The sequence below is a fragment of the Geothrix oryzisoli genome (genome assembly GCF_022808865.1).
Classification (GTDB): Bacteria; Acidobacteriota; Holophagae; order Holophagales; family Holophagaceae; genus Geothrix; species Geothrix oryzisoli.
The window spans coordinates 226,178-250,840 of record NZ_JAKZLB010000002.1 but is presented as its reverse complement, the minus strand read 5'-3'; the positions used below and the strand labels follow the sequence as shown (position 1 = coordinate 250,840).

Below are 24,663 nucleotides of genomic sequence, written 5' to 3'. Positions count from 1 at the left end.
TTGAGGGTGCGATGAGAGTCCCCATTATGACGCAGGGGGAAGTCTCACGCCTCGATCGGAGTCTCTAGCAGTTGCTCAAGGCTTTGTTTCAGTGGCGCTAGATCGAAAGGCTTACCCAGATAGGGCACCTGGCTCGTTTCCAGGAAGTCGCGCGTCTTCGCGTCGAAGGAATCGCCCGTGGTGAAGAGGATCCGCCGCGTCATGGACGCACGGTGGGCCTGCAGCCACTTGAAGAGGTCCACGCCCGACAGCCCGGGCATGCGGATGTCCGAGACGATCAGGTCGAACTCCCCCGCCTCGAGGCGCTGGATGGCCTCCTCGCCCTGACTGGCCGAGACGACCTCCATGCCCCAGATCTGGAGCGCGTCCACCAGGCACTCGAGCAGGAAGGCTTCATCGTCCACCACCAGGGCCCGGCGGCCCTGCAAGCCCGTGGCCTCGGAGGCGACGGCGGCAGGCGTGGTCTGGAGGGGGAGCTCTAGGAGGAACGCATTCCCCAGGCCCTCCTGGCTCCGCACCGTCAGCCGGCCGCCATGCTGGCGCGCGATGATGTGGGCCACCGGCAGGCCCAGGGCCTCCGGCGTGGCGGCCGAGACGGGATCGAAGAGATCCGCCAGGACGGCCTCGGGAATCGGGGTTCCCGAATCCTGGACCACCACCTGCGCCTGGCCGTCCACCACCCGGGTGGCGATGCGGAGGCGCTTGGCCGGACTGGTGGCCATGGCCTGGAGCCCGTTCAGCAGCAGATTCGTGAGGGCCTGGCGCAGCAGGCACGGATCGAAGGGCGCCTCGGGCAGGTTGGCGTCCAGGTTCAGGTCCAGGGTGGCGCCCATGCGCCGCGCCTTCAGGTCCACCAAGCCCACGGCCTCCTGGATCACCTGGTTCAGCTGGGTCGGAACGCGGGCCGGTTTGGGCGGATTCAACACCGTCTGGAGGGGATCCAGCAGGCTCTGCACCGAGTCCACGGCCTTCACCAGGCGGGCCGCCTGCTCGGCCTGGTAGGGGTCCAGGGCGGATTCTGAAATGAGCCGGGCCTCCAGCAGCACCGGGGTCAGCCGGTTTGCGGCCTCGTGGAAGAGGGTCGGTACCAGCCTCCCGAGGGCCTCGTGCTTCTGGGAGTGGACCAGTTGGTCCTCCAGGGCCTGGGTCTGGCTGGTGTCGCGCATCAGGGCCGAGAGGGCGATGACGCGGTCGTCGGCGCCCCGCACCGGAGCGTAGGTGACGCTGGCCGAGAAGGTCTCGCCCCCCTTGCGGACGCGGATCGTCTCCTTGTCGCGGACCACCTGGCCGCGGCCGACCTGGTGGGTGATCTGATCCAGCTCGCCCACCAGGTGGCTCGGCGCGAGCTGGGAGATGTTGCGGCCCACGATTTCAGGCCGCGTGTAGCCGAAGATGCGCTCGGCCGCCGCGTTCCAGGTGAGGATCTTCCCGTCCGGCGCGAAGGAGATCAGCGCCTCGCCCATGTTCTGGATGAGGCCCTCCAGGTACTTCCGGGTCTTCTGGTTGTCCTGGTTCACGCGCTCCAGCTGCGCGTAGAGCTTGCCCAGCTCCTCGTTCTTCTGCTCCAGCGACTCCTTGGCCTCTTTCAGCTCCGAATAGAGGCGGGCCGTCTCCATGTTCGACTTGAGGGCGTTCTCCAGCAGTTCCTGGGGATCGGCCGCCCGGCCGGGCTGCAGGTCGTCGATGCTCACGCTGCCATGCTTCAGCACCGTCGTGCGCAGCGCCGGGGCGGACGGCTCCTCGGGCTGCGCGGAAGGCTCCGGAGGGGGCGGGAGCTCGTGCAGGGTCGTCCGCACATTGGACTCGATGAGCGCGAGCATCTCGTCGAAGTCCTTGATCTTCTTGTCCAGGTGGTACTTTTTGAAGGTGTAGGCCACCGTATCCCGGGTGATGGCCAGAAAGGTGTCCAGCACCCCCGTGCCCCGGTTGGCCACGGATTCGAAGTAGGGGACGCTGCGGAAATTCAGCCGGCGGTTCATGACGCCCACGGCCATGGCGTCCGGCAGGTCCCGCTTGTTGTACTGGAGGACGAAGGGGATCTGCTTGATGTTCAAGCGGTTGGCGTTGAGGTTGTGGTACAGGTTCGACAGCGAGTCCACGTTGTCCTGCATCTTGGACTCGCTGGAATCCGCCACGAAGACCACCCCATCCGCCCCGCCCAGCACCACCCGGCGGCTGGCGTCGTACTGCACCTGACCGGGCACCGTGTAGATCTGCAGGTGGATGGAGTTCCCGTAGACGTAGCCCAGGTTGATGGGCAGCAGGTCGAAGAAGAGGGTGCGGTCCTCCTGGGTGTTGACGGAGAACAACTCCCCCCGCTGCCGGTCGGAGCACATGGCGTGCAGGGACTGCAGATTGGTCGTCTTGCCCGACAGGCCCGGCCCATAGTAGACCAGCTTGAGCAGGATCTCGTTGGCTCGGGTATTGAACTGAACCATGGGTTCGCCAGGGAAAAAGATGGAGTCAAGCCTAGCATGGGGGCCTGGAAGACAAGGCGCTCCCCAGCTTTACGGCAGACCCCGTGCTAGCATGACCTTTTACACCTTTCCGAGGTTTCCGGCGCGATGACCGTCCCGACCCATGTCGCCGTGATCATCTCGGCATCCCCGCTGGGGATGCGCGAGGCCACCCACGCGGAACCAGCCGGCCGGACTGGACTCTAGGCACGCGATGAGCATCCCGACCCACGTCGCGATCATCATGGACGGCAACGGCCGTTGGGCCGCCCAGCGGGGCTGGCCCCGGATCAAGGGGCACAAGGCCGGCGTGCAGGCCGTGGAGCGCATCCTGGAGACCGCCTCCGACGCGGGCATCCGGCACCTGAGCCTCTACGCGTTCTCCACCGAGAACTGGAAGCGCCCGCCCCAGGAAGTGGCCGCCCTCATGGCCCTTCTCCGCATGTACCTCCGCATGTTCGTCCACCAGCTCACCAAGAAGGGCATCCGCTTCCACCATTTGGGGGCCCTGGCGGGCATGCCCGCCGGCATCCAGGCCGACATGAAGGCCCTGGAGGCGGCGACGGCCGGGAACGCCGGCATGACCTTCCACCTGGCGGTGAACTACGGCTCGCGCCTGGAGCTGGCCCAGGCCGCCCGGCGCTGCGTGGAGGACGGCCTGGGTCCGGACCAGGTCGATGAGGCCGCCCTGGGCGCCCGCCTCTGGACCGCCGGGGTGCCCGACGTGGACCTCCTCATCCGCACCAGCGGCGAACATCGCATCTCCAACTTCCTGCTCTGGCAGTCCGCCTACGCGGAGCTCTACATGACCGACCTCCTGTGGCCCGACTTCGGCCCCGCGGAGTTGAACGATGCGCTTGAGGACTACGCCCAGCGCGAACGCCGCTTCGGGGGGATCTGATGGAACGGACCACGCCCAAGGTGGACACGAAGAACATGTCCGTGCGCATCACCACGGCCCTGGTCTTCGGCGTCTTCTTCTTCAGCCTCCTCTGGTTCGGCGACCGCCCTTGGGCCCCCTGGACCTACCTGGCCGTCATGGCTCTCGCCATCCTCATGGGCGTCCGCGAGATGACCCTCATGGCCCGGGTGCGGGGCTTCAACCCCTCCCTGACCGCGGGAACCCTGGTGGGCTGGGGCATCCTTGCCCACTTCTTCCTGGCCACAGGCGGGCAGGATCCCCTGCCGCTCTGGCTGGTCTTCACGGTCGGGTCCCTGGTGATCCACTTCGGCGCCCTGTTCTTCGACCGGAAGCTGGAGGAGGCGCTGCCGAGCCAGGCCATCACCTGGCTCGGCGCCCTCTACCTGGGCTTCGGCCTGGGCTTCCAGCAGAAGCTGTTCATGCTGCAGGACACCCTGCCCCGGACCGGCAGCCGGCTCATCCTCGCCCTCTTCATCATCACGTGGTTCGGCGACAGCGCCGCCTACTTCGTGGGCACCTTCTTCGGCCGGCACAAGCTCGCGCCCCGCGTCAGCCCCAAGAAGAGCTGGGAGGGCGCCTTCGGCAACCTGGGCGGCAACCTGCTTGGCGCCTTCCTCATGCAGGCCACGGTCTGCCCGAGGTGGACCTGGGTGGACGTGGTGGCCCTGGGCCTGCTGCTGGGCCTCGTGGGCCAGCTGGGCGACCTGGTGGAAAGCACCTGGAAGCGCAGCGCCGGCGTGAAGGACTCCTGCATGGGCGTGAGCATCCCCGGCCACGGCGGCGTGCTGGACCGCGTGGACAGCCTGGTGTTCGCGGCGCCGGTGCTGTTCGCCTATGTGCACTTCGTCCACGGGTTCAATTGACGTGAGGCACCTCGCCCTCCTGGGGAGCACCGGCTCCATCGGCACCTCCACTCTGGACGTGGTGCGGGCGCATCCGGACCGTCTCTCGGTCGTGGCGCTGGCGGGGGGGCGGAACCGGGAGCTGCTGCGGGCCCAGTGCGACGCCTTCCGGCCCCGCTGCGTCTCCGTGGGCACCCAGGCCGATGCCGCGTGGCTGCGGACGAGCCTCTCCTACCGGCCGGAGGTCCACTGGGGTGACGACGGCCTCCTGGCCTGCGCCCTCCAGGCCGACGCCGATACCGTGGTCGCCGCCATCGTGGGCAGCGCGGGGCTGGCCAGCACGGAAGCCGCCCTACGCGGCGGCCGCCGGGTCTGCGTGGCCAACAAGGAATCGCTGGTGGTGGGCGGCGCGCTCATGCACGAGGCGGCGCGCGCGGGCGGCGGCGAGCTGCTGCCCGTGGACAGCGAGCACGCGGCCCTGCACCAGCTGCTGGACAGGCGCGATCCCGCCTCCATCCGCGAGGTGCGCATCACCGCCAGCGGCGGCCCCTTCCGCGATTGGCCCCTGGCCCGCATCCAGGCCGCCACCATCGAGGAGGCCCTCAACCACCCCACCTGGAAGATGGGGCCCAAGATCACCATCGACAGCGCCACCCTCATGAACAAGGGGTTGGAGGTCATCGAGGCCTCGGTGCTCTTCGGGCTCAGCGCCGACCAGGTGGCCGTGACCGTCCACCCCCAGAGCCAGGTGCACGCCATGGTGGGCTTCCACGACGGCAGCTACCAGCTGCAGGTCTGCGCCAACGACATGAAGCTCCCCATCCAGTACTGCCTGCTCTACCCCGACAAGCAGCCCGGTCCGGTGGCCCCGTACCCCTGGGAGGCCGCCCGCGCCTGGACCTTCGAGGCCCCGGACCTGGACCGCTTCCCCTGCCTGGGCCTGGCCTTCGAGGCCCTGCGGGAGGGCGGCACGGCCCCGGCCCTGCTGAATGCCGCCAACGAGGTGGCCGTAGCCGCTTTCCTCCAAGGGCAGCTGGGTTTCTGGGATATCCAGGCCTGCAACCGGGACACCCTGGCCCGGATTCCCGCCCGGCCCCTGGAGTCCCTGCCCCAGGTGCTGGATGCAGATCGGGCCGCGAGGCGTCATGCTGAAGGATGGGTCCAAGCCCGGACCTGACCTTTCGGACATCCATGAACCGCTTCCGCTTGTCCCTGTCCTTCAGCTTCGCCTTCGCCGCCGCCTTCCTCTTCGCCTTCAAGCTGCCCGGGGCCGGATTCTGGGGCCCCGTGCTCATGCTGGGGGGCCTCATCTTCCTCCACGAGGGGGGGCACTTCCTGGCCGCCAAGTGGATGGGCATGCCCGTGGAGGTCTTCTCCCTGGGGTTCGGTCCGCGCCTGTTCGGCTTCAAGTGGCGGGAGACCGATGTGCGCCTCTCCCTGCTGCCCCTGGGCGGCTATGTGAAGCTGGCGGGCTTCAACCCCGAGGAGCCCGGAGCCGACGACCCCTACGGCTTCCTCCAGCAGCCCTTCGGCAAGCGCATGCTCTTCTACAGCGGCGGCATCTTGGCCAACCTGGCCACCACGCTGGTCCTCTTCGCGGCGGTGGGCATCCACCAGGCCCGCGTCACCAAGGTGCAGGAGACCTGGACCGTGGTGGAGCTCGTTCCCGGCGGCGCCGCGGAACAGGGCGGCCTCAAGGTGGGTGACGAGCTGCGGGGCATCGGCGACCTGAGCTTCCCCGGCGCCGAGTGGGAGGCCGCCGTGGCCTACATCCAGGCCCATCCGGACCAGCCCGTGCCCTTCCGCCTCACCCGCGACGGCAAGGCCATGGAATTCCCCCTCACGCCCCGCGCCGAAGGCGGGAAGGGCCGCCTGGGCTTCATGCCCCTGCCCGTGGCCACGCCCCTGGCGTTCCGCCCCTTCCAGGCGGGCGACCTCCTGACCGGCGGCCGCTACGCCGTGGAGACCTCCTGGCGTCTCACGGGCCAGGTCTTCAGCTTCCTCAAGCGGCTCGTCACCTTCCAGGCCAAGAGCGCCGAGGTGGCGGGACCCATCGGCATCATCAAGCAGGGCAGCCGGGCCGCCAAGCACGGCTGGGAGACCTTCCTCTTCATGTGCGCCGCCATCAGCCTGCAGCTGGCCATCCTCAACGCGCTGCCCATCCCCGCCCTGGACGGCGGCCACATGGCCCTGCTGGCCTTCGAGAAGGCGCGGCGGAAGGACCTCACCATCGAGCTGAAGGAGAAGATCCTCACGGGCGGCTTCCTGCTGCTGGCCTCCCTCATGGCCTTGGTGATCTTCCTGGACCTGATGAAGCTGCGGAAATAACGCCTATTCGTCCTTCGGCTCCTTCGGCGCCTCCACCACGACCTTGGCCTTGAGGGCCTGTCCGGCGGCCTCAAGGGTGAGGCCGTACTCACCGGGCAGGACGAAGGGACGGCGGCCCGCGGGCAGGCCGGGCCGCGCGGCCGGGTCCACCAGGAGGTCCCAGTCCACCCGGCCCAGCCCGGCGCCCGCCTGCAGGGTCCAGGTGCGCTGCACGGCGTCCTTGGCATCCCGCAGGGTCAGGGTGACGGCGCCGGCCTGGGCCAGGTGGAACCAGAAGACACAGGGCTCGGGCTCACGGGTGCCGAACCAGCCGGGGCGGTCCTGCTTCCACCAGGCCTGGCCCTTCACCTTGGCGGGCTCGAAGAGGTGGGCGGCCTGGGCGCGGACCTCCGGCGTGAGTTGCTCCAGGGCCCCGATGGGCGCCACGAAGGCGCTGCGGCCGTGGGTCCCCACCACTAGATCCTTCGCCTTGGGCTGGATGGCCAGGTCGTGCACGGGCACATGGGGCAGGTCGCGCCCCAGCACCTCCCAGCGCTGGCCGCCATCCAGGGAGGCGAAGACGCCGAAGTCCGAGCCCAGGAACAGCAGCCTCGGGTTGGCCGGATCCTCGCGGATGACGTTGACGTTTTCCGCCGGCAGGTTGCCCTTGATGGAGTTCCAGGTCGCGCCGTAGTCCGTGGTCCGGAAGACGAGCGCCTCGCTGGCGTCCTGGCGGTAGGCGCTGAAGGTGGCGTAGGCGGTGCCCTCCTCGTGGGCGCTGGCTTCCACCCGCGTCACCCAGCGGTCCCGGGGCAGGCCCTTGTCGGCCCGGTGCCAGGTGAAGCCGCCATCCCGGCTCACGTGGACTTGACCGTCGTCCGTGCCTGAGTAGAGCAGGCCGAAGCGCTTGGGGCTTTCCGCCAGGGTGGTGAGCGTTCCGAAGGGCACGTTCCCGGCCTTCGGATGGCTGGTGAGGTCTCCGCTGATGGCCGTCCAGGTGGCGCCCCGGTCCAGGCTCCGCAGCACCTTCTGGGTGCCCGTGTAGAGGATGTCCGGGCTGTGGGGCGACATCAGGATGGGCGTCATCCAGTTGAAGCGGTGGGGCGTCTCCTTCAGCTGGTGGATGGGCCGGATGGCCGTGCGGCCCGACTTCTCCAGGCGGCTCATGTGGCCGAACTGGCTCTCGGTGTAGATCGTGGTGTTGTCCCGGGGGTCCACCTGCACGAAGCCGCCGTCGCCGCCGTAGATGGCGCGCCAGGTGTCCGTCTGCTGGCTCGGCTTTAAGGGCGTGGCGGGACCCGCCATCACGCCGTTGTCCTGGAGGCCGCCGTAGATCTTGTAGGGTTCCGCCCGATCGGTGGTGATGGCGTAGAACTGGCCCACGGGCAGGTTCTTCACATTGCGCCAGGTGCCGCCGCCGTCCGTGGAGACGTTCAGCCCACCATCGTTGCCCAGCACCAGGCGGCGACCGTCCCGCGGATCGATCCACAGGGCGTGGTGATCGGGGTGCATGACGCTCCAGTCCTCGCCGTTGATGCCCTTGAAGGTGCGCCCCCCATCCTCGCTCTGGATGGCCGGCATGCCCAGCAGGTAGACCTTGCGGTCGTTGGTGGGATCCACCCGCACCTGGCCGAAGTAGTAGCCGTAGGTGTAGGTGAACTGCTCCAGGCGGCCCGAGTGGGTCCGCTTCCAGGTGGCCCCGCCGTCCTCGGTGGCGTACAGCTCCGCCCCGACGATGTCCGTGTCGAACAGGGCCTGGTCCGCGTCGCCGAGCCAGTCCAGCAGGTCCTTCACCTTCACCTTGCCGGCCTTCAGATCCGCCTGGAGGCCCTCGGCCGTCAGGCCTTTGGGATACCCGTTCTCCTTGAGGAAGGCCTTCAGGCGCTTCGGTTCCACCTTGGCCAGCGCCGCCTCGTCCAGGCCCCGCAGGCGCTTGGCCGTGAGGTGCTCCGGATCCTCGAAGGGATCCTGCTCCCCCTCGGGCCGCGGCGTCTGGTTGTCCACGAAGGCGTAGAGCTTCTTCGGATCCTGCCGGCTCTGGGCCAGGCCCATGCGGCCCAGCCCTTCGCCCCCGGGCAGCCCGCCCTCGAGGCGAACCCAGGTCCTCCCGCCATCCGTGGTCTTGAACAGGCCCGAGCCCGGCCCGCTCTCCAGGAAGTCCCAGGGTTTGCGGTCCTTCTCCCAGAGGGCGGCGTAGAGCGTGTCGGGGTCGGCGGCATCCATGAGCAGGTCCGTGGCGCCGGTGCGGGCCGGGGCCTTCAGCACCTGGGCCCAGGTCTTCCCGCCATCCGTGGTCTTGAAGACACCGCGTTCCCCTCCTTCGGTGTAGAGCGGACCCTGGGCCGCCGCGTAGGCCACGTCCGAATTGGTCGGATGGGGCGCGATCCGGGCGATGCGGTGGCTGTCCGCCAGGCCGGCCGCCTGCCAGGTCTTGCCGCCGTCGAGGGAACGGAACACCCCCGCCCCGGCGTACGAACTGCGGCTGGCGTTGGCCTCGCCCGTGCCCAGCCAGATCACCTTGGGCACCCCGGGCGCGCCCCACACCACGGCCACATCCCCCAGGGCGATGGCCGGGCCGTGGTCGAAGAGGGGCGTCCAGGTGGCCCCTTCGGTGTCGGTCCACCACAGGCCCCCCGTGGCGAAGGCGGCCAGCCAGTGCTGGGGCGCCCGGTCATCCACCGCCAGAGCTACCACCCGGCCGCCCTGGCCCATGGGACCCACGTTGCGGAGGGGGATCGCCGCAAAGGGCGTGGTCGCCTCCAGGGCGGTGCGCTGCTCGAAGGCGCCCGGACGGGCGGAGGCTGGCGTCGCCACCTTCGGATGGAAGGCTGCCGCAGCCTGGGTTTTGGTGAGGGGCGCCTCCCCGGCCGTGAGCAGAAGGGGAAGCAGGGCCAAACCGGCAGGTCGCATGGAAGCCTCGTGAGTTGAGGCCAGCATAGCCGGATCCTGCCCCTTCAGCGGGGTGCCTCCACGGGCACCTGAGCGCCGGCCCGGGGGAGCAGGATGCGGAAGGTGGTCCCCCGGTCGGGGGCGGTGTCCACCTGGAGGGCCCCCCGGTGCTGGCGGACGATGCCGTGGACCATGGCCAGCCCCAGCCCGGTGCCGCGGCCCGAGGGCTTGGTGGTGAAGAAGGGCTCGAAGATCTGGGCCGCCACCTCGGGGGTCATGCCCTTCCCGGTGTCCGATACCTGGATCCCCACATACTGGCCGGGCGCCGCCTCGGTCCAGGCCCCGCAGTCCCCGTCGGCCAGCGTCCAGTTGGCCGTGGCCAGGGTGATCCGGCCCGGGCCCAGCATCGCGTCCCGGGCATTGACCACCAGGTTCGTGAGCACCTGCTCCAGCTGGATGCGGTCCACCCAGGCCGTCCACAGCTCCCCGCCGGGGCTCCAGGTGAGCTCGATGGCTTCGCCCGCCAACCGGCCCAGAACCGGCAGGAGGTGCGCCACGACCTGGTTGAGGTCCACCGCCTCCGGCACCATCGGCTGGCGGCGGGCGAAGCCCAGCATGCGGGCGGTGAGATCCGCCGAATGCCGGGCGGCCTTGACGATCTCCTCCAGGTGCTTCCGCTCGGGGCGGCCCTCGGCCATCTGGAAGAGCGCCAGATCCGCGTTCGAGAGGATCACGCTCAGCATGTTGTTGTAGTCGTGGGCCACGCCGCCGGCGAAGCGGCCAAGGGCTTCCAGCTTCTGCGCCTCGTAGAGCTGGGCCTGGAGCCTCGCCCGCTCCCGCGAGTGGCTGTCCTGCTCCGTGATGTCCCGCGCAATGCCCAGCACGCCGACGAACCTGCCGGACGGGTCCAGCATGGGGGTCTTCAGGGTCTCGAGAAGGACGCGGGCGCCGCTGTCCGCCAGGGTGACCCACTCCTCGTTCACCCGGGGGCCCCCCGCGGCCATGGCCTCGCGGTCCTTCTGGCGGAAGAAGTCCGCCTGGTCCTTCGGTACGAAGTCGTAGTCGGTCCGGCCCAGGATCTCCGGCTCCCGGGCGCCGAAGAAGCGCTCGAAGGCCGGGTTGCAGGCGCGGTAGACGCCCTCGGGATCCTTCAGCCACACCAGGTCGGGAATGGCGTACAGCAAGGTCCGCATCTGGGCCTCGCGGCTGGCCAGGCCGGCCACGAGGCGCTTCACCATGACGAACAGGAGGGTGGCGGTGACGGCCACGAAGGCCCAGCCCTTGAGGATGCTCAGGATGGTCATCCAGGCGGGATTCGGCGCCAGGGCCTGCACCAGGCGGTCGGAGAGCAGGATCCACACCGCGGAGAGGAGCGCGTAGCCCAGGGCGACCTTCGCGGCCCCGGCGGTGGCGGCTTTCGGGGGCGGTGCTGGCTTCGGGCTGGGGTCGGGCATGGACCGTCCGTTCGCCCAAGAGGCTAGCGCAGTTCCCCCGCCGGGCCGACCCCCCGGGCCTGGAACAGCCGGGGCGGGGGCAGCATCCAAGGACTACCCACCGGGAGCCTCCATGCACGCTGCGTCCACCCTCGTCCTCCTCACCGCCCTCGCCCTGTCCGGCACCGAAAGGAAGGTCCCCATGTCCCTGCACGAGATCACCCTCCGCACCCTCGATGGCAAATCCCAGTCCCTGGGGGCCTACAAAGGCAAGGTGGTGCTGGCCGTGAACGTGGCCAGCGAATGCGGGTTCACGCCCCAGTACGCGGGCCTGCAGAAGCTCTACACCGACTACCGGGATCGCGGTCTGGTGATCCTGGGCTTCCCCTGCAACCAGTTCGGCGCCCAGGAACCCGGCACCGCCGCCCAGATCGAGTCGTTCTGCCAGACGAACTACGGCGTGACCTTTCCCCTGTTCGAGAAGCTGGACGTGAAGGGTGCACACCAGGCGCCCGTGTACCAGTTCCTCACCGCCAAGCACGGCGAGCCCGCCTGGAACTTCCACAAGTACCTCGTGGGCAAGGACGGCCAGGTGCTCCAGGCCTTCCCCAGCAAGGTCGCCCCCGACAGCCCCGAGCTGCGGGCCGCCCTCGACGCGGCGCTGAAGTAGCTACTTCGTCGCGACGATGGCCGCCGGCGGCGTCTCGCGCATCTCGAGGTAGAGGGCCTTCACGCCGTTGATGAGGAACTGCATGGCCACGGCGGCGAGGATGAGGCCCATGAGCTTGTTCACCACCTTGGTGCCGATGGCCCCCAGGCGGGCGAACACCGCCGGCGCCTTGCGGAGGAAGAGGTAGACGATCCAGGTGTTCAGCAGGATCGCGAGGAGCACCACACCGTATTCCAGCCAGCTGATGCCCGCGATCATACCCATCACCGTGGAGAGCGTGCCGGGCCCCGCCACCAGCGGGATGCCGAAGGGGATGATGGCGAAGTCCTCGGGCAGCTTGCGGCTGGCCTCGGCCTTCTCGTCCTCGGTGCTGCGCTCGCGGGGGTCCTCGCCGTAGAGCATGGCGATGGCGCGGTAGAGCACCAGCACGCCGCCCACGAAGCGCATGGCGAGCGCCGTGAAGCCGAAGAGGCTGAACATGAACTGGCCCACCAGGGCGAAGGCCAGCATGGCCGCGCCCGCGGTGAGCGCCGCCTTCTTCGCGCTGCGGCGCAGGGCCGGCTGATCCATGCCCGCCGTGGCGCTGGCGAAGATGGCCGCCGCGCTGATGGGGTTGAGCACCGAGAACAGCGAGGTCGCCACACCGAGGGCGAACGATAAGGTGGGCAGGGGGCCGAGGTGGGGCATGGCCTACTGTAGCCGCTAGACTTCTTCCATGCGCGACCTCGAGGCCCTGCGGGACCAGCACAAGCGGCGTCTGGCCTGGATGCCCTGGCTCTACTTCGCCCTCAAGCCCCGGCACCGGGCCTGGGCCGAGGCCTGGCAGGCCGAGGTGCAGGCCCGGCTGGTGGCCCAGGAGACCGTGACCCTCGGGACGGGCTGCTTCATCGCGCCGGACGCGGCCATCTTCGGGGAGCCGGGCCGGGGCGTGAGGCTGGGCGACCACTGCGCCATCGCCGCCCAGGCCTTCCTGCATGGCCCCCTCGCCCTGGGCGACGAGGTCAGCGTGAACGCCGGGGCGCGGCTGGACGGCGGCCGCAAGGGCATCACCATCGGCGACGGCACGCGCATCGCCAGCGGCACGGCGATCTACGCCTTCGACCACGGGCTGAAGCCGGACCGCGACCTCAGGGACCAGCCCGTGCGGTCCCGCGGCATCCGCATCGGGCGCGACGTCTGGATCGGCGCCAACGCGGGCATCACCGATGGCGTCACCATTGGCGATCACGCCGTGGTGGCCATGGGCGCCGTGGTCACGAAGGATGTGCCGGAGTGGGCCATCGTGGCGGGAGTTCCCGCCCTCGTGGTGGGGGACCGGCGGAACCGCTGAGCGCGTCGCCCCCTGCCACGCCGGTGGCCTCCGATGTTGCATTTCGCGCGGCGCTTCCGGCCTCCTTCAACAGTCAACCGATTTAACGACTTCACTTCCGGATATGGCACGGCTCGTGAGATGTCCTCCGTGCGGGGTGGACCCACCCCGCTCCCGCAAGGAGGTCCCATGCGCCGTCTGGTCCTGCTCGCCTTCGTGGCCCTCGCCGCCTTCCCCCTCTCCGCCCACGGCCCCTGGCGCCGTCCCTCCCGCCGCGTGGTGGTGGTGGAACGGGACGTCTACGGTGACACCTACCGACGCTGGGAGGGCGACCGCTGGGAGCGCCGCGACCGCGACGACCGCTGCTATCCCGGCTACGTCCGGTCCTACCGCGACGACGACTGCGGAGAGGGCCGCGTGGTCCTCCGGCCGCTGCCCTGCCCCCTGCCTCGGCCCCTGGCACCCCCCTTCCAGGCCCGCGTGGAACTCTGGCTCCGCTGATCCCGGGTGGATTCGACACCCCCTGTCCAGGCGGCGGGGGGAAGCTGGGGAATCCGCCCGGTCCACCTCCGCTCTTTTTTTCGCCTGCAGACCTTGACTTGAGCGAAAAAAAGACGAATACTATCGAAACGGGACAGACGGAGCCCCCCATGCGGACCCCTCTTCATAGTTTCGGCTACAAGTTCAGCGGCTACTTCATGGAGTACGGCCCTCTCGAGGCCGAAAGCCTGGAAGCCGCCAAGGCCCAGATCCGCAAGCGCCTGGGCGTGAGCCGCCTCCCCCTGGGCTTCCAGGTCTGGGACCTGGCGGAGCGGCCCCTCACCCGCTGGCGGGTGGCCACCGCCAGCTAGGGGTGGCTCAGGTCCGCCGGGCCGCCCACCACGCCTGTCCGGCCGCCACGTCCCGGGTGATCTGGGCGCGGAGTTCGTCGACGGAGGCGAAACGGGCCTCGCCGCGGATGCGGTGGAGAAAGCGCAGCTGCAGCCGGGCCCCGTAGAGGTCGCCCTCGAATTCCGGCAGGTGGGTTTCCACGGTGAGGCGCTGGCCCTCGAAGGTGGGCTTCTCGCCCACATTGGTGAGCCCCAGGCGGGGGCCCCCCAGCGAAGGGTGGTGGTGCGGAAGGAAGGCCTCCGTGACATAGACGCCATAGGCCGGCAGCTGCTCCTGCTCCCAGGCGAGGTTCGCCGTGGGGAAACCCAGGTGGCGGCCCCGCCGGTCCCCCTCCACCACCACGCCGGTCAGGGTGTAGGGGTGACCCAGCAGCTCCGCCGCAGCCTCGATCTCGCCCCGGTCCAGGGCCTCGCGGATGCGGGTGCTGGAGAGGCGCCCGCCATCGGGAGCCCGCAGGGCCAGGGTGTGCACCGCGCAGCCGTGCTCCGCACCCCAGGCCTCGAGGGTCGCCACCGTGCCGCTGCGGTCGCGGCCGAAGCAGAAGGCGCTGCCCACGTGGAGCTCCACGGGGGAGAGAGCCCGGTGCATGCCCTCGAGGAAAGCCGCGGGACTCAGCTCCGAGAAGGCGCGGCTGAACGGGATGACCCAGGCCAGGTCCATGCCTTCGGATTCGAAGGCCTCCAGGCGCTGCTCCAGGGTCATCAACAGCTTGGGCTTGCGCTGGGGGGCCACCACCACGGTGGGATGCGGGTCGAAGGTCACCACCGCGGAGCGCCGGCCCGCGGCCCGGGCCCGCTGGGCGGCCGTGCGGAGCAGCTCCCGATGGCCCGCATGGACGCCGTCGAAGGTGCCGAGGGTGACCACGAAGGGACCCGCGACCGGAGCCGCCTCCAGGGTGTGGCGCCAGACCTCCATCATTCCGCGCCGTCCTGCTCCACGGGCCAGGCCAGGCTGGCCACCACGCTCCCCCCCAGCACGGCGGCGATGACCAGCAGGCTGTACTGCACCGGGATGTGCACCCAGGTCGCGATGCACATCTTCACGCCCACGAAGGCCAGCACCACGGCCAGCCCCGTCTTCAGGCGGTGGAAGCGGTCCATCATCTTGGCCAGCAGGAAGTAGAGGCTCCGCAGACCCAGGATGGCGAAGATGTTCGAGGTGTAGACCACGAAGGGGTCGCGGGTCACCGCCAGCACGGCGGGGATGGAGTCCACGGCGAAGACCAGGTCCGTCACCTCGATGGTGATGAGCACCAGCAGCATGGGCGTGGCGAAGCGGTGGCCGTTCCGGTACGACCAGAAGTGCTCGTGGCCACCCTTCTCGTCATAGGGCACGAAGCGGCGGAAGGCTCGCACCAGCGGGTTCTGCGTGGGATCGGAGTCCTCGCCCCTCACCAGCAGCATCTTCACCCCCGTGTAGACGAGGAAGCCACCGAAGACATACATCATCCATTCGAAGCGGTTGAGCAGGGCCGTGCCGGCCAGGATCATGACGGCCCGCATGACGAGAGCCCCCAGCACGCCCCAGAACAGCACCCGGTGCTGATGCCGCAGGTCCACCTGGAAGCTCTGGAACACCAGGACGAACACGAAGAGGTTGTCCACGCTGAGGGACTTCTCCAGCACGTAGCCCGTGAACCACTCCAGCCCCTTCTGGGTGCCCTCCGCCTGGAAGATCAGCGCGTTGAAGACGAGGGCCAGGGTGATCCAGACCGCGCTCCAGATCCCCGCCTCGCGCATGCTGGGGGCGTGGATCTTCCGGTTGAACACGCCCAGGTCGAGGGTGAGCATCAGGAACACGAAGGCAGTAAAGCCCCCCCAGGCCCACCAGGGAGCGGCTTGCAGCAGAGCGTCGACCAAAGGTCCTCCAGAACATCCAGCTTATCGAGAGGGGGAAGTCCCCGCGGTGGGGGCGGGCCAGACCTCGTGGGAAGATGGTCCCCGTGAGCGTCCCCCGCCTCTTCCTCGATGCGCCCCTTGCCGGTTCGCCGCCCGCCGTCGAGAACCTCGCCGTGCCCCTGGGTGCCGAGGCCGCCCGGCACCTCAAGGCCCTGCGCCTGAAGCCCGGCGATGCCCTGGAGCTGGTGCTGGGGGACCAGGTCTGGCGGGCGGACCTCGCCGAACTGGACCGGGGCCAGGCCCTGGCGCGCCTGGTGGCGCCCCTGCACGAGGACCGGGAGCCGCCCATCGCCCTCCAGGCCTGCCTGCCCCTGCCCGCGCAGCTGAGCCTCTTCGACGAGTGGCTGCCCCCGCTCGTGGAGCTGGGCGCCACCCTCATCCAGCCCGTCGTCTACGCCCGCAGCGAGTACGATTCCGCCAAGACCGCCGCCCGCATGGAGCGCTGGGCCCGCCTCATCCAGTCCGCCTGCGAGCAGAGCCACCGCAGCCGCCGGCCCGACCTCCGGCCGCCCGTCCCCTTCGCCGCCCTGGCGGCCTGGGAGGCGCCCCAGAAGTGGGTCGCCTACGAGCTGGCCACCGGCCAGACCAACCCGGTCCTGCGCCGGGAGCCCCTGGCCTTCACCAGCGGCCCCGAGGGCGGCATCACGGAGGCCGAGTTCACGGCCCTGGCCGCCGCGGGCTGGCAGCCCGTCAGCCTGGGTCGCAGCATCCTCCGGGCCGTCACGGCTCCCGTGGCGCTGCTGGGAGCCGTGCAGTTCGAATTGGGAAAAACCCTCTAGGGCTCTCTTCCGGATAAAACCACGTGTTGCGAGGTAAACTGGGGAGGATCCCCGGAGCCTCCATGCGCGCCCTGCCCACCCTCCTGGCCGCCCTCCCTCTCTTCGCCCAGGCGGCGCCGCCTCCGGTGCAGGAGGGCCCACTGCGCGCCCACCTGGCCTTCCTGGCCGACGACCTGCTCGAGGGCCGGGGCACGGGCCAGCGCGGGGCCGAGCTGACCGTGCGCTACCTGGAGACCCAGCTGCAGGCCCTGGGGCTGAAGCCCGCCCGGGGCGCTTCGTACCGCCAGCCCGTCGCCCTCCTGGGCCTCCGCACGCTGACGGGCCGCAGCACCGTTAGCTTCCTGGGTGGAGGCGCCTGCGCCACCCCCGCCTTCGGATCTGAGATCGTCTACGGCTCCGGCGTCGCAAAGGCCGACCAGGCCTTCGATGCGCCCGTGGTGTTCGCGGGCTTCGGCATCCACTCGCCCGCGGACCACTGGGACGACTTCAAGGGTGTGGACCTCAAGGGCAAGCTCCTGCTGGTGCTGGTGAACGAGCCGGCGCCCACGGCGGCCGAGCCGAACCTGTTCGAGGGCCCCGACCTCAGCTACTTCGGCCGGTGGACCTACAAATTCGAGGAGGCCGCCCGTCAGGGGGCCGCCGGGATCCTGCTGGTCCACACCACGGCCTCCGCCAGCTACGGCTGGCCCGTGGTGCGCAACGGCTGGGACGCCGAGCGCTTCCAACTGGCCCGGGGCCCCGAGGGCACCCCCCTCCAAGGCTGGGTCACCGAAGCCGTCGCCCGGGCCCTCGTGAAGCAGGGGGGACAGGATCTCGATGCCCTGCGGGCCCAGGCCCAGCAGCGCGATTTCCGGCCCATCCCCCTGGACCTGCGGCTCAAGGGCACCCTCGCCAGCGCGGTGCGCACCGTCGAGCAGTTCAATGTGGCGGGCGTGGTACCCGGCTCCGACCCGGCCCTGAAGGAGGAGGTCGTCATCTACTCGGCCCACTGGGATCACCTGGGCAAAGGCGCGGCCCCGGCCCCCGACACCCATCCCGGCCAGGAGGCCGACGGCATCTACAACGGCGCCGTGGACAACGCCTCGGGCTGCGCGGCCCTGCTGGCCATGGCCCAGGCGGCCATCCAGGCCCCGGCGGGCCGCAGCCAGATGTTCCTCTTTGTGTGCGGGGAAGAGCAGGGGCTCCTGGGTTCCAAGGCCTATGCCGCCGCCCCCCTCTGGCCCCTCGCCAGGACCGCGGCGGATCTCAACCTGGACAGCCTCAACTTCGTGGCCCCCACCCGGGACATCGGCCTGCCCTTCGCCAACCGCAGCACCCTGGGCGACCTGGGCCTCGCCGTGGCCAAGGCCTCGGGCCTCGCCGTCGCGCCCCCCCGGCCCGACCTCGGCGGCGGCTACTTCCGCTCCGACCACTACAGCTTCGTGCAGGCCGGCGTGCCCGCCCTGTCCGTGGGGGGCGGCCGGGATTTCCTGGGTCAGGATCCCGCCGCCCTAAGGGCCAAGGCCGCCGCCTACGGCCAGCGGTACCACCAGGTCACCGACGAGTACGACCCCGCCTGGGACCTGCGCGGCATGGTACAGCAGGCCCAATTCACCTTCGACCTCGGCCAGGCCGTGGCCAGCGCCCCCACCAGACCCGCCTTCAAAGCCGCCCGCTAGCCCGCCCTTTCCGTCTTGCGGCCCCGCCCACCCAGGCCCGTTCTCAAGGCCACAACCCATCCAGGTGCCCTCATGAAACGAGTCGTCGGAATTGGTGGGATTTTCTTCAAGGCCCGTGATCCAGAGGCGCTTCGGGCCTGGTACCAGGCCCACCTGGGCATCGAGGTTCAAGCCTGGGGCGGCGCGGCTTTCCCATGGAACCGTCCAAACGGGGCCACCGTCTGGAGCATCTCCCCGGATTCATCCGAAGCCTTCGCCCCCAGCAAGGCGCCCTTCATGGTGAATTATGTGGTCGAAGACCTCCACGCTGTGCTCGCGGCCCTGCGCTCCGAAGGTTGCGAGGTTGATTCCAAGGTTGATGAATCTGAGTTCGGAAAATTCGGATGGGTCATGGATCCCGAGGGGAATCGCCTTGAACTGTGGCAACCTCCAGACTCCCCCGGAGGCTGAATTCATCCTTGCGCTTGGCTTCGTCCGCGAGGCCGTCGTGAAGGGCTGGATCATCGCCAGGATTCAGGACTGAAGAAGCCTCTCTCCTGGAATCCACCGCCAGCCCGATCCACGACCTGGAGCTCGTCACTCCCGACGCGGAGGTGACCCGCCGGCCCTGCGCCACCGTGTTTGGATGGCCGTTCCAGCCCCCCTGGCTGAGCCGGGGAAGGCCGCGGCCTGATCCCCCTCGGGCTCAAAGGGATCCGGGCGCAGGCGCCTGACCGGACTATCTTCACCCATCAGGCCGCAGGAGCTTCGACCCGGCGAGGGAGGAGGGGGGGTCTATGAGACACACGCGCATCGTGGTGACTCAGTACGGTGGGCCCCAGGTCCTCCAGGTCCTTGAGGAGGCGTGCCCCGAGCCCGGGCCCGGTGAGGTGCGGGTGAGGGTGCACGCCGCAGGTGTGGCCCTGCCCGACGTGCTGGCACGCGAGGGCATCCATCCCGAAACGCCTACGCCACCCTTCACGCCGGGGTGGGATCTCGTGGGTGAGGTGGACCGGCTCGGCGATGGTGTCTCTGGCCTCGAGCCGGGCCAGCTGGTGGCCGCGATGCCGATCCACGGGGCCTACGCGGAGTTCGTCTGCCTGCCGCAACGGGAACTCGTCCCGGTGCCGCCGGGACTGGATGCCGCGGAAGCCGTGAGCCTCGTGCTCAACTACATCACGGCCTATCAGATGCTGCGCCATGCCGCGAAGGTCCAGGCGGGCCAGCGGGCGCTGATCCACGGCGCGGCCGGCGGCGTCGGCACGGCGCTCCTGCAGCTGGGGCGCCTCGCCGGGCTGGAGCTGTACGGGACCTGCTCGGCGCGAGGGGCGGCGACTGTGTCCGGACTGGGCGCCACCCCGATCGACTACCGGCACCAGGACTTCGTGAAAGAGATCCACCGCCTGACGGACGGGGGCGTGGATGTCGTCTTCGACCCCATCGGGGGGGCCCACCTCTGGAGATCCCGCCAGGCGCTTCGCCCGGGCGGGAGGGTGGTGGGTTATGGCCTTGCCACCTCCTTGCGCGGGGAAGGATTGACCTCCAGCCGCCCGGGGCGCCGTCAGCGCTTTCGGGGCACGGCCATCTTCGGGCTCTACATCCTCGGGGGCTGGCTCCTCCCGGGCCGGAAGCGGGTGGTCCCCTACAGCATCCAGACCCTCAAGCGGCTGAAGCCGGACTTGTTCCGCCAGGATCTGATCGCCTTGCTCGACCTCCTCCAGCGGCAGCAGATCGCCCCGATCGTCGCGTGCCGGTTCCCCCTGGCCGAGGCGAGACAAGCGCAGGAGCTGCTGGAGAAGGGGGGCGTGGTCGGCAAGATCGTGCTCCTCTGCCAGGATGCCTCTGGGAAGGGGGCCTGAGCCGTGCTTCCGACCTTCCCGATCGTCCGCTCGAGTCCAAACCCGCCCGCGTGCCCTCCGCTCTTTCTCGTCCTCCCGCCGCCTCGGCTCCGCCCCGCACCCCGTGCCAGTGGGTCCGGGGGGCCCCGTTCCTCCGGCCTCCCATGCTCCTGAATCCCCCCATTCCACCGCCATTGAAACTGACGGCCTGGTTCCTGCTCCTTCAAGGCGTCTTGAGCCTTGCGGGTACCGTCTTATCTGTCGTTCAGCATCGCTTCAGCATGGATCTGACCCTTGCCTCCGTATTGTTTGGGTTCGGGTTGTTAAAATTAAACAAAATCGTGCGATGGCTGACCCTGGCTTCTTTGATCATGCAGAATGCCATGTGCGTCTGGGCCCTGAGTTCTGTTATTAAAAATGAAGCCCTTATGGGCGAAAATCTCATATTCAGCTACCTTCTTGTGGAGGTCACCCCGCGGTCCATGAAATGGATCATGGTGTCCATGGTAATGGTCCTGACGCTCCAATTTATCTACCTCGTTCTACCAAACACGCGACGCCTGTTTAAAATGGGGATCGCAGCCTGACCTCCCCTGGCTCCGCGCCTCGAGGCCGGCGCTCCCGGGTTCCCTTGCGATGCCACCCCATCAAGGAGGCGCCATGTCCATCCTCATTGAAGGCCTGTTCGCCCAGGCGCCCGAGATTCGGTATGTCGCCACCTACCTGGATGGGGTCCATCTGTCCGCGCAACGGCCGGGGATCGCGGGCGCGAGCAGCTCGGAATCGGACAAGTACGAAGAACTGATCGTGAATCCGACCCTGTTGAAGCTGGTGACCCAGCGAGGCAACATTGATTGCGGCGGGGCCAGGTGGGTCATTATCCGGTATGGCAACTTCTACGAACTGGTCATTCCGGTGTCCCGCGGGCACGTGTCCATCGGAGTGGAACCGACCGGCCACCCACTCGTGATCGTCGAGCGGGTTCTCTCCTTCCTGGAAGCCTCCCTTTAAGGCCCTCCTCGGCGGCTTGATCCTTCACGCCATCCGCCATTCAACAATCACCCCGGAGTCCACATGGTCCCCTTCGCGCTGGCTTTGTTCTGCCTGGTCGGATCCACCACCCAGGCCCAGGACCCGAAGCCGGATGCCTGGGCGCCCCTCCGGTTCCTGGTCGGTGAGTGGCAAGGCGTGGCCACCGGTGAACCCGGCGCGGGCACGGCCGACCGCCGCTATGAGTTCATCCTGAACCACCGCTTCCTCCATGAGCGGAACACCTCCGCCTTTCCCCCTCAAGCCAAGAACAAGACGGGCGAAGTGCATGAACACTGGAGCCTCTTCAGCTATGACCGCAAGCGGAAGACCTTTCTCTTCAGGCAATTCCACCAGGAAGGCTTTGTGGTCACCTATGCCCTGAACTCCACCTTGAGCACGCCTTCAAAGCTGGTGTTCGAAAGCGAGCAACTCGAAAATGTTCCAAGTTCGTGGAAGGCCAGGGAGACCTACGAATTGATTTCGAACCACGAGTTCATCGAGACGTTCGAAATCGCCCAGACGGACAGGCCCTATGCGGTCTACAGCCGCAACCACTTCTGGCGCCGCCAGCCCGGACTGCCGGAGCTGAAGCGCCCGCCGGCGGACTGACCTCCCGGCGGAGGAGCCCGGTCCTGCGTCCTAGCGCCTCCGCTCCTCCTCCTCGGCATCCTCCTCTTCTTCGTCCTCTTCGATGGCGGCCAGGGATACCGGGTGGCCCCGGAGATCCAGGGGCGGGCCATCCTCCGGGAGAAAGAGCTCGCGCTCCCCATCCCAGTGGCCGATCAGTTCATCCCCCTCCGTGAAGAACCGCGAGGCCCCGGATTCCGGGAACCCGACCACCCAGCCGGCCCGGCAGGCGCCCTCCTCATAGGCCATGAGAACCCACCATGCCTCGCCCCGCTCCTGGGTGTCCTCGAGGGTTTCCACCAGGGCATAGGGTGGGGGAAAAGACTGGGCGCGCAGCTCATCCAGGTCGTCGATCCGCTTGATCCGCAACATGGGAACCCCTGCCGGGCAGGTCCGGGACGAAGAAACGGAACGATCATAGCCCCGGGATGAGGAGGGCGGCCCGAAGATCCTTCCGTCCGGCTTCCGCCGCTCAGCGGGTCAGGGCGAACGCCTGAAAGCCCTCCCCTTCCCAGCGGAGGGGATGCGGCCGGAAGCAGGCGGTGAGTTCGCCTTCGACCTCGGCGGGCGCCCCCAGGGCGGCGGGCCACACGGCCGTGGGCCGCAGGTCGGGTCGGGCCTCCGCCAGCCAGTCGCGGTGGGCGATGCCCTCTTCGGGCAGCCAGGAGCACACGGCGTAGATGATCAGGCCCCCGGGGGCGAGGCGCTCCGCGGCAGCGGTCAGGAGGCGCCGCTGGAGGCCAGTGAGGCGGGGCAGGTCGTCATGCACCAGCCAGGGCCACTCGGGATGCTTCTGGATCGTGCCGCTGCCGCTGCAGGGGGCATCCAGGAGGATGAGGTCGAAGGCCCCTTCGCTGCGCTCCAGCCACTCGGCCGCGTCGGCCTGGACGACCTGGGCCTCGATCCCCCGCTGCTGGAGGGTCTGCCGCAGGCGGGCGACCCGCCGGGGATGCACCTCCAGGGCCGTGAGCTGGGCCCCGGGGTGGCGCCGGGCCAGGGTCGTGGTCTTGCCGCCCGGAGCGGCGCAGGCGTCGAGGATGCGGGTCACGGGACGGTCCCAGCGGTAGGACAGGAGGGCCTGGGAGCTGCGGTCCTGCACCATGCCGTGGCCTGCCTCCAGCCAGGGGCGGGGGAAGGGCAGCCCTTCCGCCAGGCGGAGGCAATCCGGCAGCTGGGGATCCGGCACCAGCCCCTCCGGGGGCTCGCCCGCCAGCACCCGGAAGCTGGGCCGGGGGGGCTGCTGAAGCCGGGCCCAGAGGACTTCCAGGTCGGCCACTGCGCCATGGGGGACGAGCGCGGCCCGCAGGGCCCGCTCGGCGGCGGGCGGACGGTCCAGGGTGGCGGGCAGGGCCTCCAGCTCGGCGGCAAGACCGGCGCGGTCCTTGGCGGCCCGGCGCAGGATGGCGTTCACGAGCCCCTTGTGGGGCACGAAACCCAGGTCGCGGGTGGCGGCCAGCTCCACGGCCTCGTTCACGGCCGCGTGGTCGCTGACGCCGGGGAGCCAGGCCAGCTGCACGAGCCCCATGGCCAGGGCGACCTGGGTGCCCAGAGGCACGCCCCGGGCGGGATCTTTCAGCTTGGGCTTCACCCAGGCCTGGAGCCGCCCCCAGCGGCGCAGGCAGAGCCCCAGCAGGGCCTGGGCCAGGGCGGCGTCCTCCCCCAGGTCGCGATCCCAGATGTCCGGGACGCGGCCCTTCTCTCCGAACACTTCGTGAAGGGCGTGGGCGACGTGGAGGCGGGCGGGGGTCGGCATGGAGTCCCATCATCGCTGGAAAGGCCGGAACCGCGAAGGGCGCGAACGCCGGCCGGGAGAATCCGGCCTGGCACGCCGGCTGTGGCATCCTGGGCGCAGGCTTCCCCGAGGAGAACCCCATGGCCCACCGCTATCCCCTCACCCTCTCCTGGACCGGCAACACCCACGACGCCAGCTATTCCCGCAACGCCACCGTCACCACCCCCGGCAAGCACCCCCTGGCCGTGAGCAGCGCGCCGGAATACGCCGGCGACGGCGGCCGCTGGAACCCCGAGGACCTCCTCGGCTCGGCGCTCGCCACCTGCCACATGCTCACCTTCCTGGCCCTCTGCGCGAAGGCCAAGGTCGATGTGGTGGGCTACGAGGACCACGCCGAGGCCGTGCTCGACACGGTGGACAAGGTCACGCGCATCACCCAGGTGCATCTGCGTCCGACCATCCGCGTGCCCCGCGGCACCGGCATGGCCAAGGTGGTGGAACTCTTCGAGAAGGCCCACAAGTACTGCTTCGTGGCGAATTCCGTCACCTGCGAGGTGGTCATGGAACCCCGCGTCGTGGAGGTCTAGGTTCCGTGCGCTGTCCCTTCTGCGGGCACATCGAGGACAAGGTGGTGGACTCGCGCGAGTCCCGCGAGGGCGATTCCATCCGCCGCCGCCGGGAGTGCCTGTCCTGTGCCCGCCGCTTCACCAGCTACGAGCGGGTGGAGGAGGTGCCCCTGGTGATCCTCAAGAAGGACGGGCGGCGCGAACCCTTCGACCGGCAGAAGCTCATGAAGGGCCTGCTGCTGGCCTGCCAGAAGCGGCCCGTGTCCCTGGCCCGCATCGAGGAGCTGGTGGCCGACGTGCAGGCCCGGCTCATGGAGCGGCCGGACCGCGAGATCCGCAGCCGCGAACTGGGCGAGCTGGTCATGGACGAGCTGAAGGCCCTGGACCAGGTGGCCTATGTGCGGTTCGCCAGCGTGTACCGCGACTTCAAGGACCTGCCCGACTTCGTGAAGGCCCTGGAGGGCCTCATGCACAAGGAGGCCCACAAAGAGGCCATGGAGCGGGGCGCGGCGCCGGAACCCGTCAAACCCATCTCTCCCGCGCTGTTCCCCGGCGAGGCCGAGGCTCCGACCCTGAGGACCCGCAAGAAGTAAGAGCGCCCAACAAGACCCCACGACACCGCGCGAGGGGTGCCGGGCGAGGGCGGCGAGGAACGCGGGTCGATGCGTAGCGGGCCCTACGCGCGACGAGTGTGACGAAGCATCGCGACGCCCGCCACCCCTCGCCCGGAGGGAGAAAGCCAGGCGGGCGCCCCGTGGGGTCAGGGCCCTTGAACGATGTCCCGCATCGCCCTGCGGGCCCTTCCTTCCGGTGCATCCCGCCTGGCTTACTCGCG

The 24,663-nt window shown here is 69.3% G+C and carries 25 protein-coding genes; 17 read left to right on the top strand and 8 right to left on the bottom strand.

Annotated elements, in window-relative coordinates:
• Positions 1-44: 44 nt before the first annotated feature.
• Positions 45-2,438, bottom strand: a complete 2,394-nt coding sequence (locus MLE43_RS05890; RefSeq protein WP_243302545.1) for a response regulator — start codon at positions 2,436-2,438, stop codon at positions 45-47.
• A 232-nt stretch (positions 2,439-2,670) separates the two neighbouring features.
• On the opposite strand from MLE43_RS05890, the gene uppS reads away from it, so the two are divergent.
• From uppS to MLE43_RS05870, 4 genes are read left to right on the top strand one after another with little or no spacing between them, the layout of a single operon-like run.
• Positions 2,671-3,357, top strand: a complete 687-nt coding sequence (uppS, locus tag MLE43_RS05885; RefSeq protein WP_243302544.1) for a polyprenyl diphosphate synthase — start codon at positions 2,671-2,673, stop codon at positions 3,355-3,357.
• Positions 3,357-4,241, top strand: a complete 885-nt coding sequence (locus MLE43_RS05880) for a phosphatidate cytidylyltransferase (RefSeq protein ID WP_243302543.1) — start codon at positions 3,357-3,359, stop codon at positions 4,239-4,241. The genes uppS and MLE43_RS05880 overlap by 1 nt, the downstream gene beginning before the upstream one ends.
• Position 4,242: 1 nt before the next feature.
• The gene (gene dxr, locus MLE43_RS05875) at positions 4,243-5,397 is read left to right on the top strand and encodes a 1-deoxy-D-xylulose-5-phosphate reductoisomerase (RefSeq protein ID WP_243302542.1); all 1,155 of its coding nucleotides are present in this window, start codon (positions 4,243-4,245) and stop codon (positions 5,395-5,397) included.
• 14 nt (positions 5,398-5,411) lie between these two features.
• Positions 5,412-6,548 (top strand): M50 family metallopeptidase, encoded by a 1,137-nt coding sequence (locus MLE43_RS05870; RefSeq protein ID WP_243302541.1) that lies wholly within the window; start codon positions 5,412-5,414, stop codon positions 6,546-6,548.
• Between the two features lie 3 nt (positions 6,549-6,551).
• Here the strand turns inward: MLE43_RS05870 and MLE43_RS05865 are convergent, their stop codons facing one another.
• A complete protein-coding gene (locus MLE43_RS05865; RefSeq protein ID WP_243302540.1) occupies positions 6,552-9,437 on the bottom strand; it encodes a WD40/YVTN/BNR-like repeat-containing protein in 2,886 nt (961 codons plus the stop codon).
• 44 nt (positions 9,438-9,481) lie between these two features.
• The gene (locus tag MLE43_RS05860; RefSeq protein ID WP_243302539.1) at positions 9,482-10,870 is read right to left on the bottom strand and encodes a two-component system sensor histidine kinase NtrB; all 1,389 of its coding nucleotides are present in this window, start codon (positions 10,868-10,870) and stop codon (positions 9,482-9,484) included.
• A 112-nt stretch (positions 10,871-10,982) separates the two neighbouring features.
• Between MLE43_RS05860 and MLE43_RS05855 the strand changes: the two genes are divergently transcribed.
• Positions 10,983-11,519 (top strand): glutathione peroxidase, encoded by a 537-nt coding sequence (locus tag MLE43_RS05855; RefSeq protein ID WP_243302538.1) that lies wholly within the window; start codon positions 10,983-10,985, stop codon positions 11,517-11,519.
• Here MLE43_RS05855 and MLE43_RS05850 read toward each other — a convergent pair whose 3' ends face one another.
• A complete protein-coding gene (locus MLE43_RS05850) occupies positions 11,520-12,206 on the bottom strand; it encodes a MarC family protein (protein ID WP_243302537.1) in 687 nt (228 codons plus the stop codon).
• Between the two features lie 28 nt (positions 12,207-12,234).
• Here MLE43_RS05850 and MLE43_RS05845 point away from each other — a divergent pair, with 28 nt between their 5' ends.
• From MLE43_RS05845 to MLE43_RS05835, 3 genes are all read left to right on the top strand, one after another.
• Entirely contained in the window at positions 12,235-12,849 is a 615-nt protein-coding gene (locus MLE43_RS05845) for an acyltransferase (protein ID WP_243302536.1), read from the top strand.
• A 168-nt stretch (positions 12,850-13,017) separates the two neighbouring features.
• Positions 13,018-13,329 carry a hypothetical protein gene (locus MLE43_RS05840; protein WP_243302535.1) on the top strand — a complete coding sequence of 104 codons (312 nt, stop codon included), beginning with the start codon at positions 13,018-13,020 and terminating at the stop codon, positions 13,327-13,329.
• Between the two features lie 149 nt (positions 13,330-13,478).
• Entirely contained in the window at positions 13,479-13,679 is a 201-nt protein-coding gene (locus tag MLE43_RS05835; protein WP_243302534.1) for a hypothetical protein, read from the top strand.
• A 7-nt stretch (positions 13,680-13,686) separates the two neighbouring features.
• Here the strand turns inward: MLE43_RS05835 and MLE43_RS05830 are convergent, their stop codons facing one another.
• A complete protein-coding gene (locus MLE43_RS05830) occupies positions 13,687-14,637 on the bottom strand; it encodes a bifunctional riboflavin kinase/FAD synthetase (RefSeq protein WP_243302533.1) in 951 nt (316 codons plus the stop codon).
• On the bottom strand, positions 14,634-15,578 hold the full coding sequence (locus tag MLE43_RS05825; RefSeq protein ID WP_243302532.1) for a TerC family protein: 945 nt from the start codon (positions 15,576-15,578) through the stop codon (positions 14,634-14,636). The genes MLE43_RS05830 and MLE43_RS05825 overlap by 4 nt, the downstream gene beginning before the upstream one ends.
• 83 nt (positions 15,579-15,661) lie before the next feature.
• Here MLE43_RS05825 and MLE43_RS05820 point away from each other — a divergent pair, with 83 nt between their 5' ends.
• The 7 genes from MLE43_RS05820 (at position 15,662) to MLE43_RS05790 (ending at position 21,512) form a co-directional block, all read left to right on the top strand.
• Positions 15,662-16,396: an RsmE family RNA methyltransferase gene (locus MLE43_RS05820; RefSeq protein WP_243302531.1), complete on the top strand. Its 735-nt coding sequence runs from the start codon at positions 15,662-15,664 to the stop codon at positions 16,394-16,396.
• A 62-nt stretch (positions 16,397-16,458) separates the two neighbouring features.
• Positions 16,459-18,054 carry a M28 family peptidase gene (locus MLE43_RS05815; protein WP_243302530.1) on the top strand — a complete coding sequence of 532 codons (1,596 nt, stop codon included), beginning with the start codon at positions 16,459-16,461 and terminating at the stop codon, positions 18,052-18,054.
• Positions 18,055-18,126: 72 nt separating this feature from the next.
• Positions 18,127-18,504: a VOC family protein gene (locus tag MLE43_RS05810; protein ID WP_243302529.1), complete on the top strand. Its 378-nt coding sequence runs from the start codon at positions 18,127-18,129 to the stop codon at positions 18,502-18,504.
• Between the two features lie 326 nt (positions 18,505-18,830).
• Complete coding sequence (locus tag MLE43_RS05805; RefSeq protein WP_243302528.1) at positions 18,831-19,892, top strand: medium chain dehydrogenase/reductase family protein; 1,062 nt, start codon at positions 18,831-18,833, stop codon at positions 19,890-19,892.
• Positions 19,893-20,035: 143 nt separating this feature from the next.
• Entirely contained in the window at positions 20,036-20,458 is a 423-nt protein-coding gene (locus MLE43_RS05800) for a hypothetical protein (protein WP_243302527.1), read from the top strand.
• A 73-nt stretch (positions 20,459-20,531) separates the two neighbouring features.
• Positions 20,532-20,882 (top strand): hypothetical protein, encoded by a 351-nt coding sequence (locus tag MLE43_RS05795; RefSeq protein WP_243302526.1) that lies wholly within the window; start codon positions 20,532-20,534, stop codon positions 20,880-20,882.
• Positions 20,883-20,945: 63 nt separating this feature from the next.
• Positions 20,946-21,512, top strand: a complete 567-nt coding sequence (locus tag MLE43_RS05790; protein WP_243302525.1) for a hypothetical protein — start codon at positions 20,946-20,948, stop codon at positions 21,510-21,512.
• Positions 21,513-21,542: 30 nt separating this feature from the next.
• Here MLE43_RS05790 and MLE43_RS05785 read toward each other — a convergent pair whose 3' ends face one another.
• Both MLE43_RS05785 and MLE43_RS05780 read right to left on the bottom strand, forming a co-directional pair.
• The gene (locus MLE43_RS05785; protein ID WP_243302524.1) at positions 21,543-21,902 is read right to left on the bottom strand and encodes a hypothetical protein; all 360 of its coding nucleotides are present in this window, start codon (positions 21,900-21,902) and stop codon (positions 21,543-21,545) included.
• A gap of 100 nt (positions 21,903-22,002) precedes the next feature.
• A complete protein-coding gene (locus MLE43_RS05780) occupies positions 22,003-23,283 on the bottom strand; it encodes an RsmB/NOP family class I SAM-dependent RNA methyltransferase (protein WP_243302523.1) in 1,281 nt (426 codons plus the stop codon).
• 119 nt (positions 23,284-23,402) lie between these two features.
• Here MLE43_RS05780 and MLE43_RS05775 point away from each other — a divergent pair, with 119 nt between their 5' ends.
• Both MLE43_RS05775 and nrdR read left to right on the top strand, forming a co-directional pair.
• Positions 23,403-23,849 (top strand): OsmC family protein, encoded by a 447-nt coding sequence (locus tag MLE43_RS05775; RefSeq protein ID WP_243302522.1) that lies wholly within the window; start codon positions 23,403-23,405, stop codon positions 23,847-23,849.
• Positions 23,850-23,854: 5 nt separating this feature from the next.
• Complete coding sequence (nrdR, locus tag MLE43_RS05770; protein WP_243302521.1) at positions 23,855-24,421, top strand: transcriptional regulator NrdR; 567 nt, start codon at positions 23,855-23,857, stop codon at positions 24,419-24,421.
• Positions 24,422-24,663 lie beyond the last annotated feature (242 nt).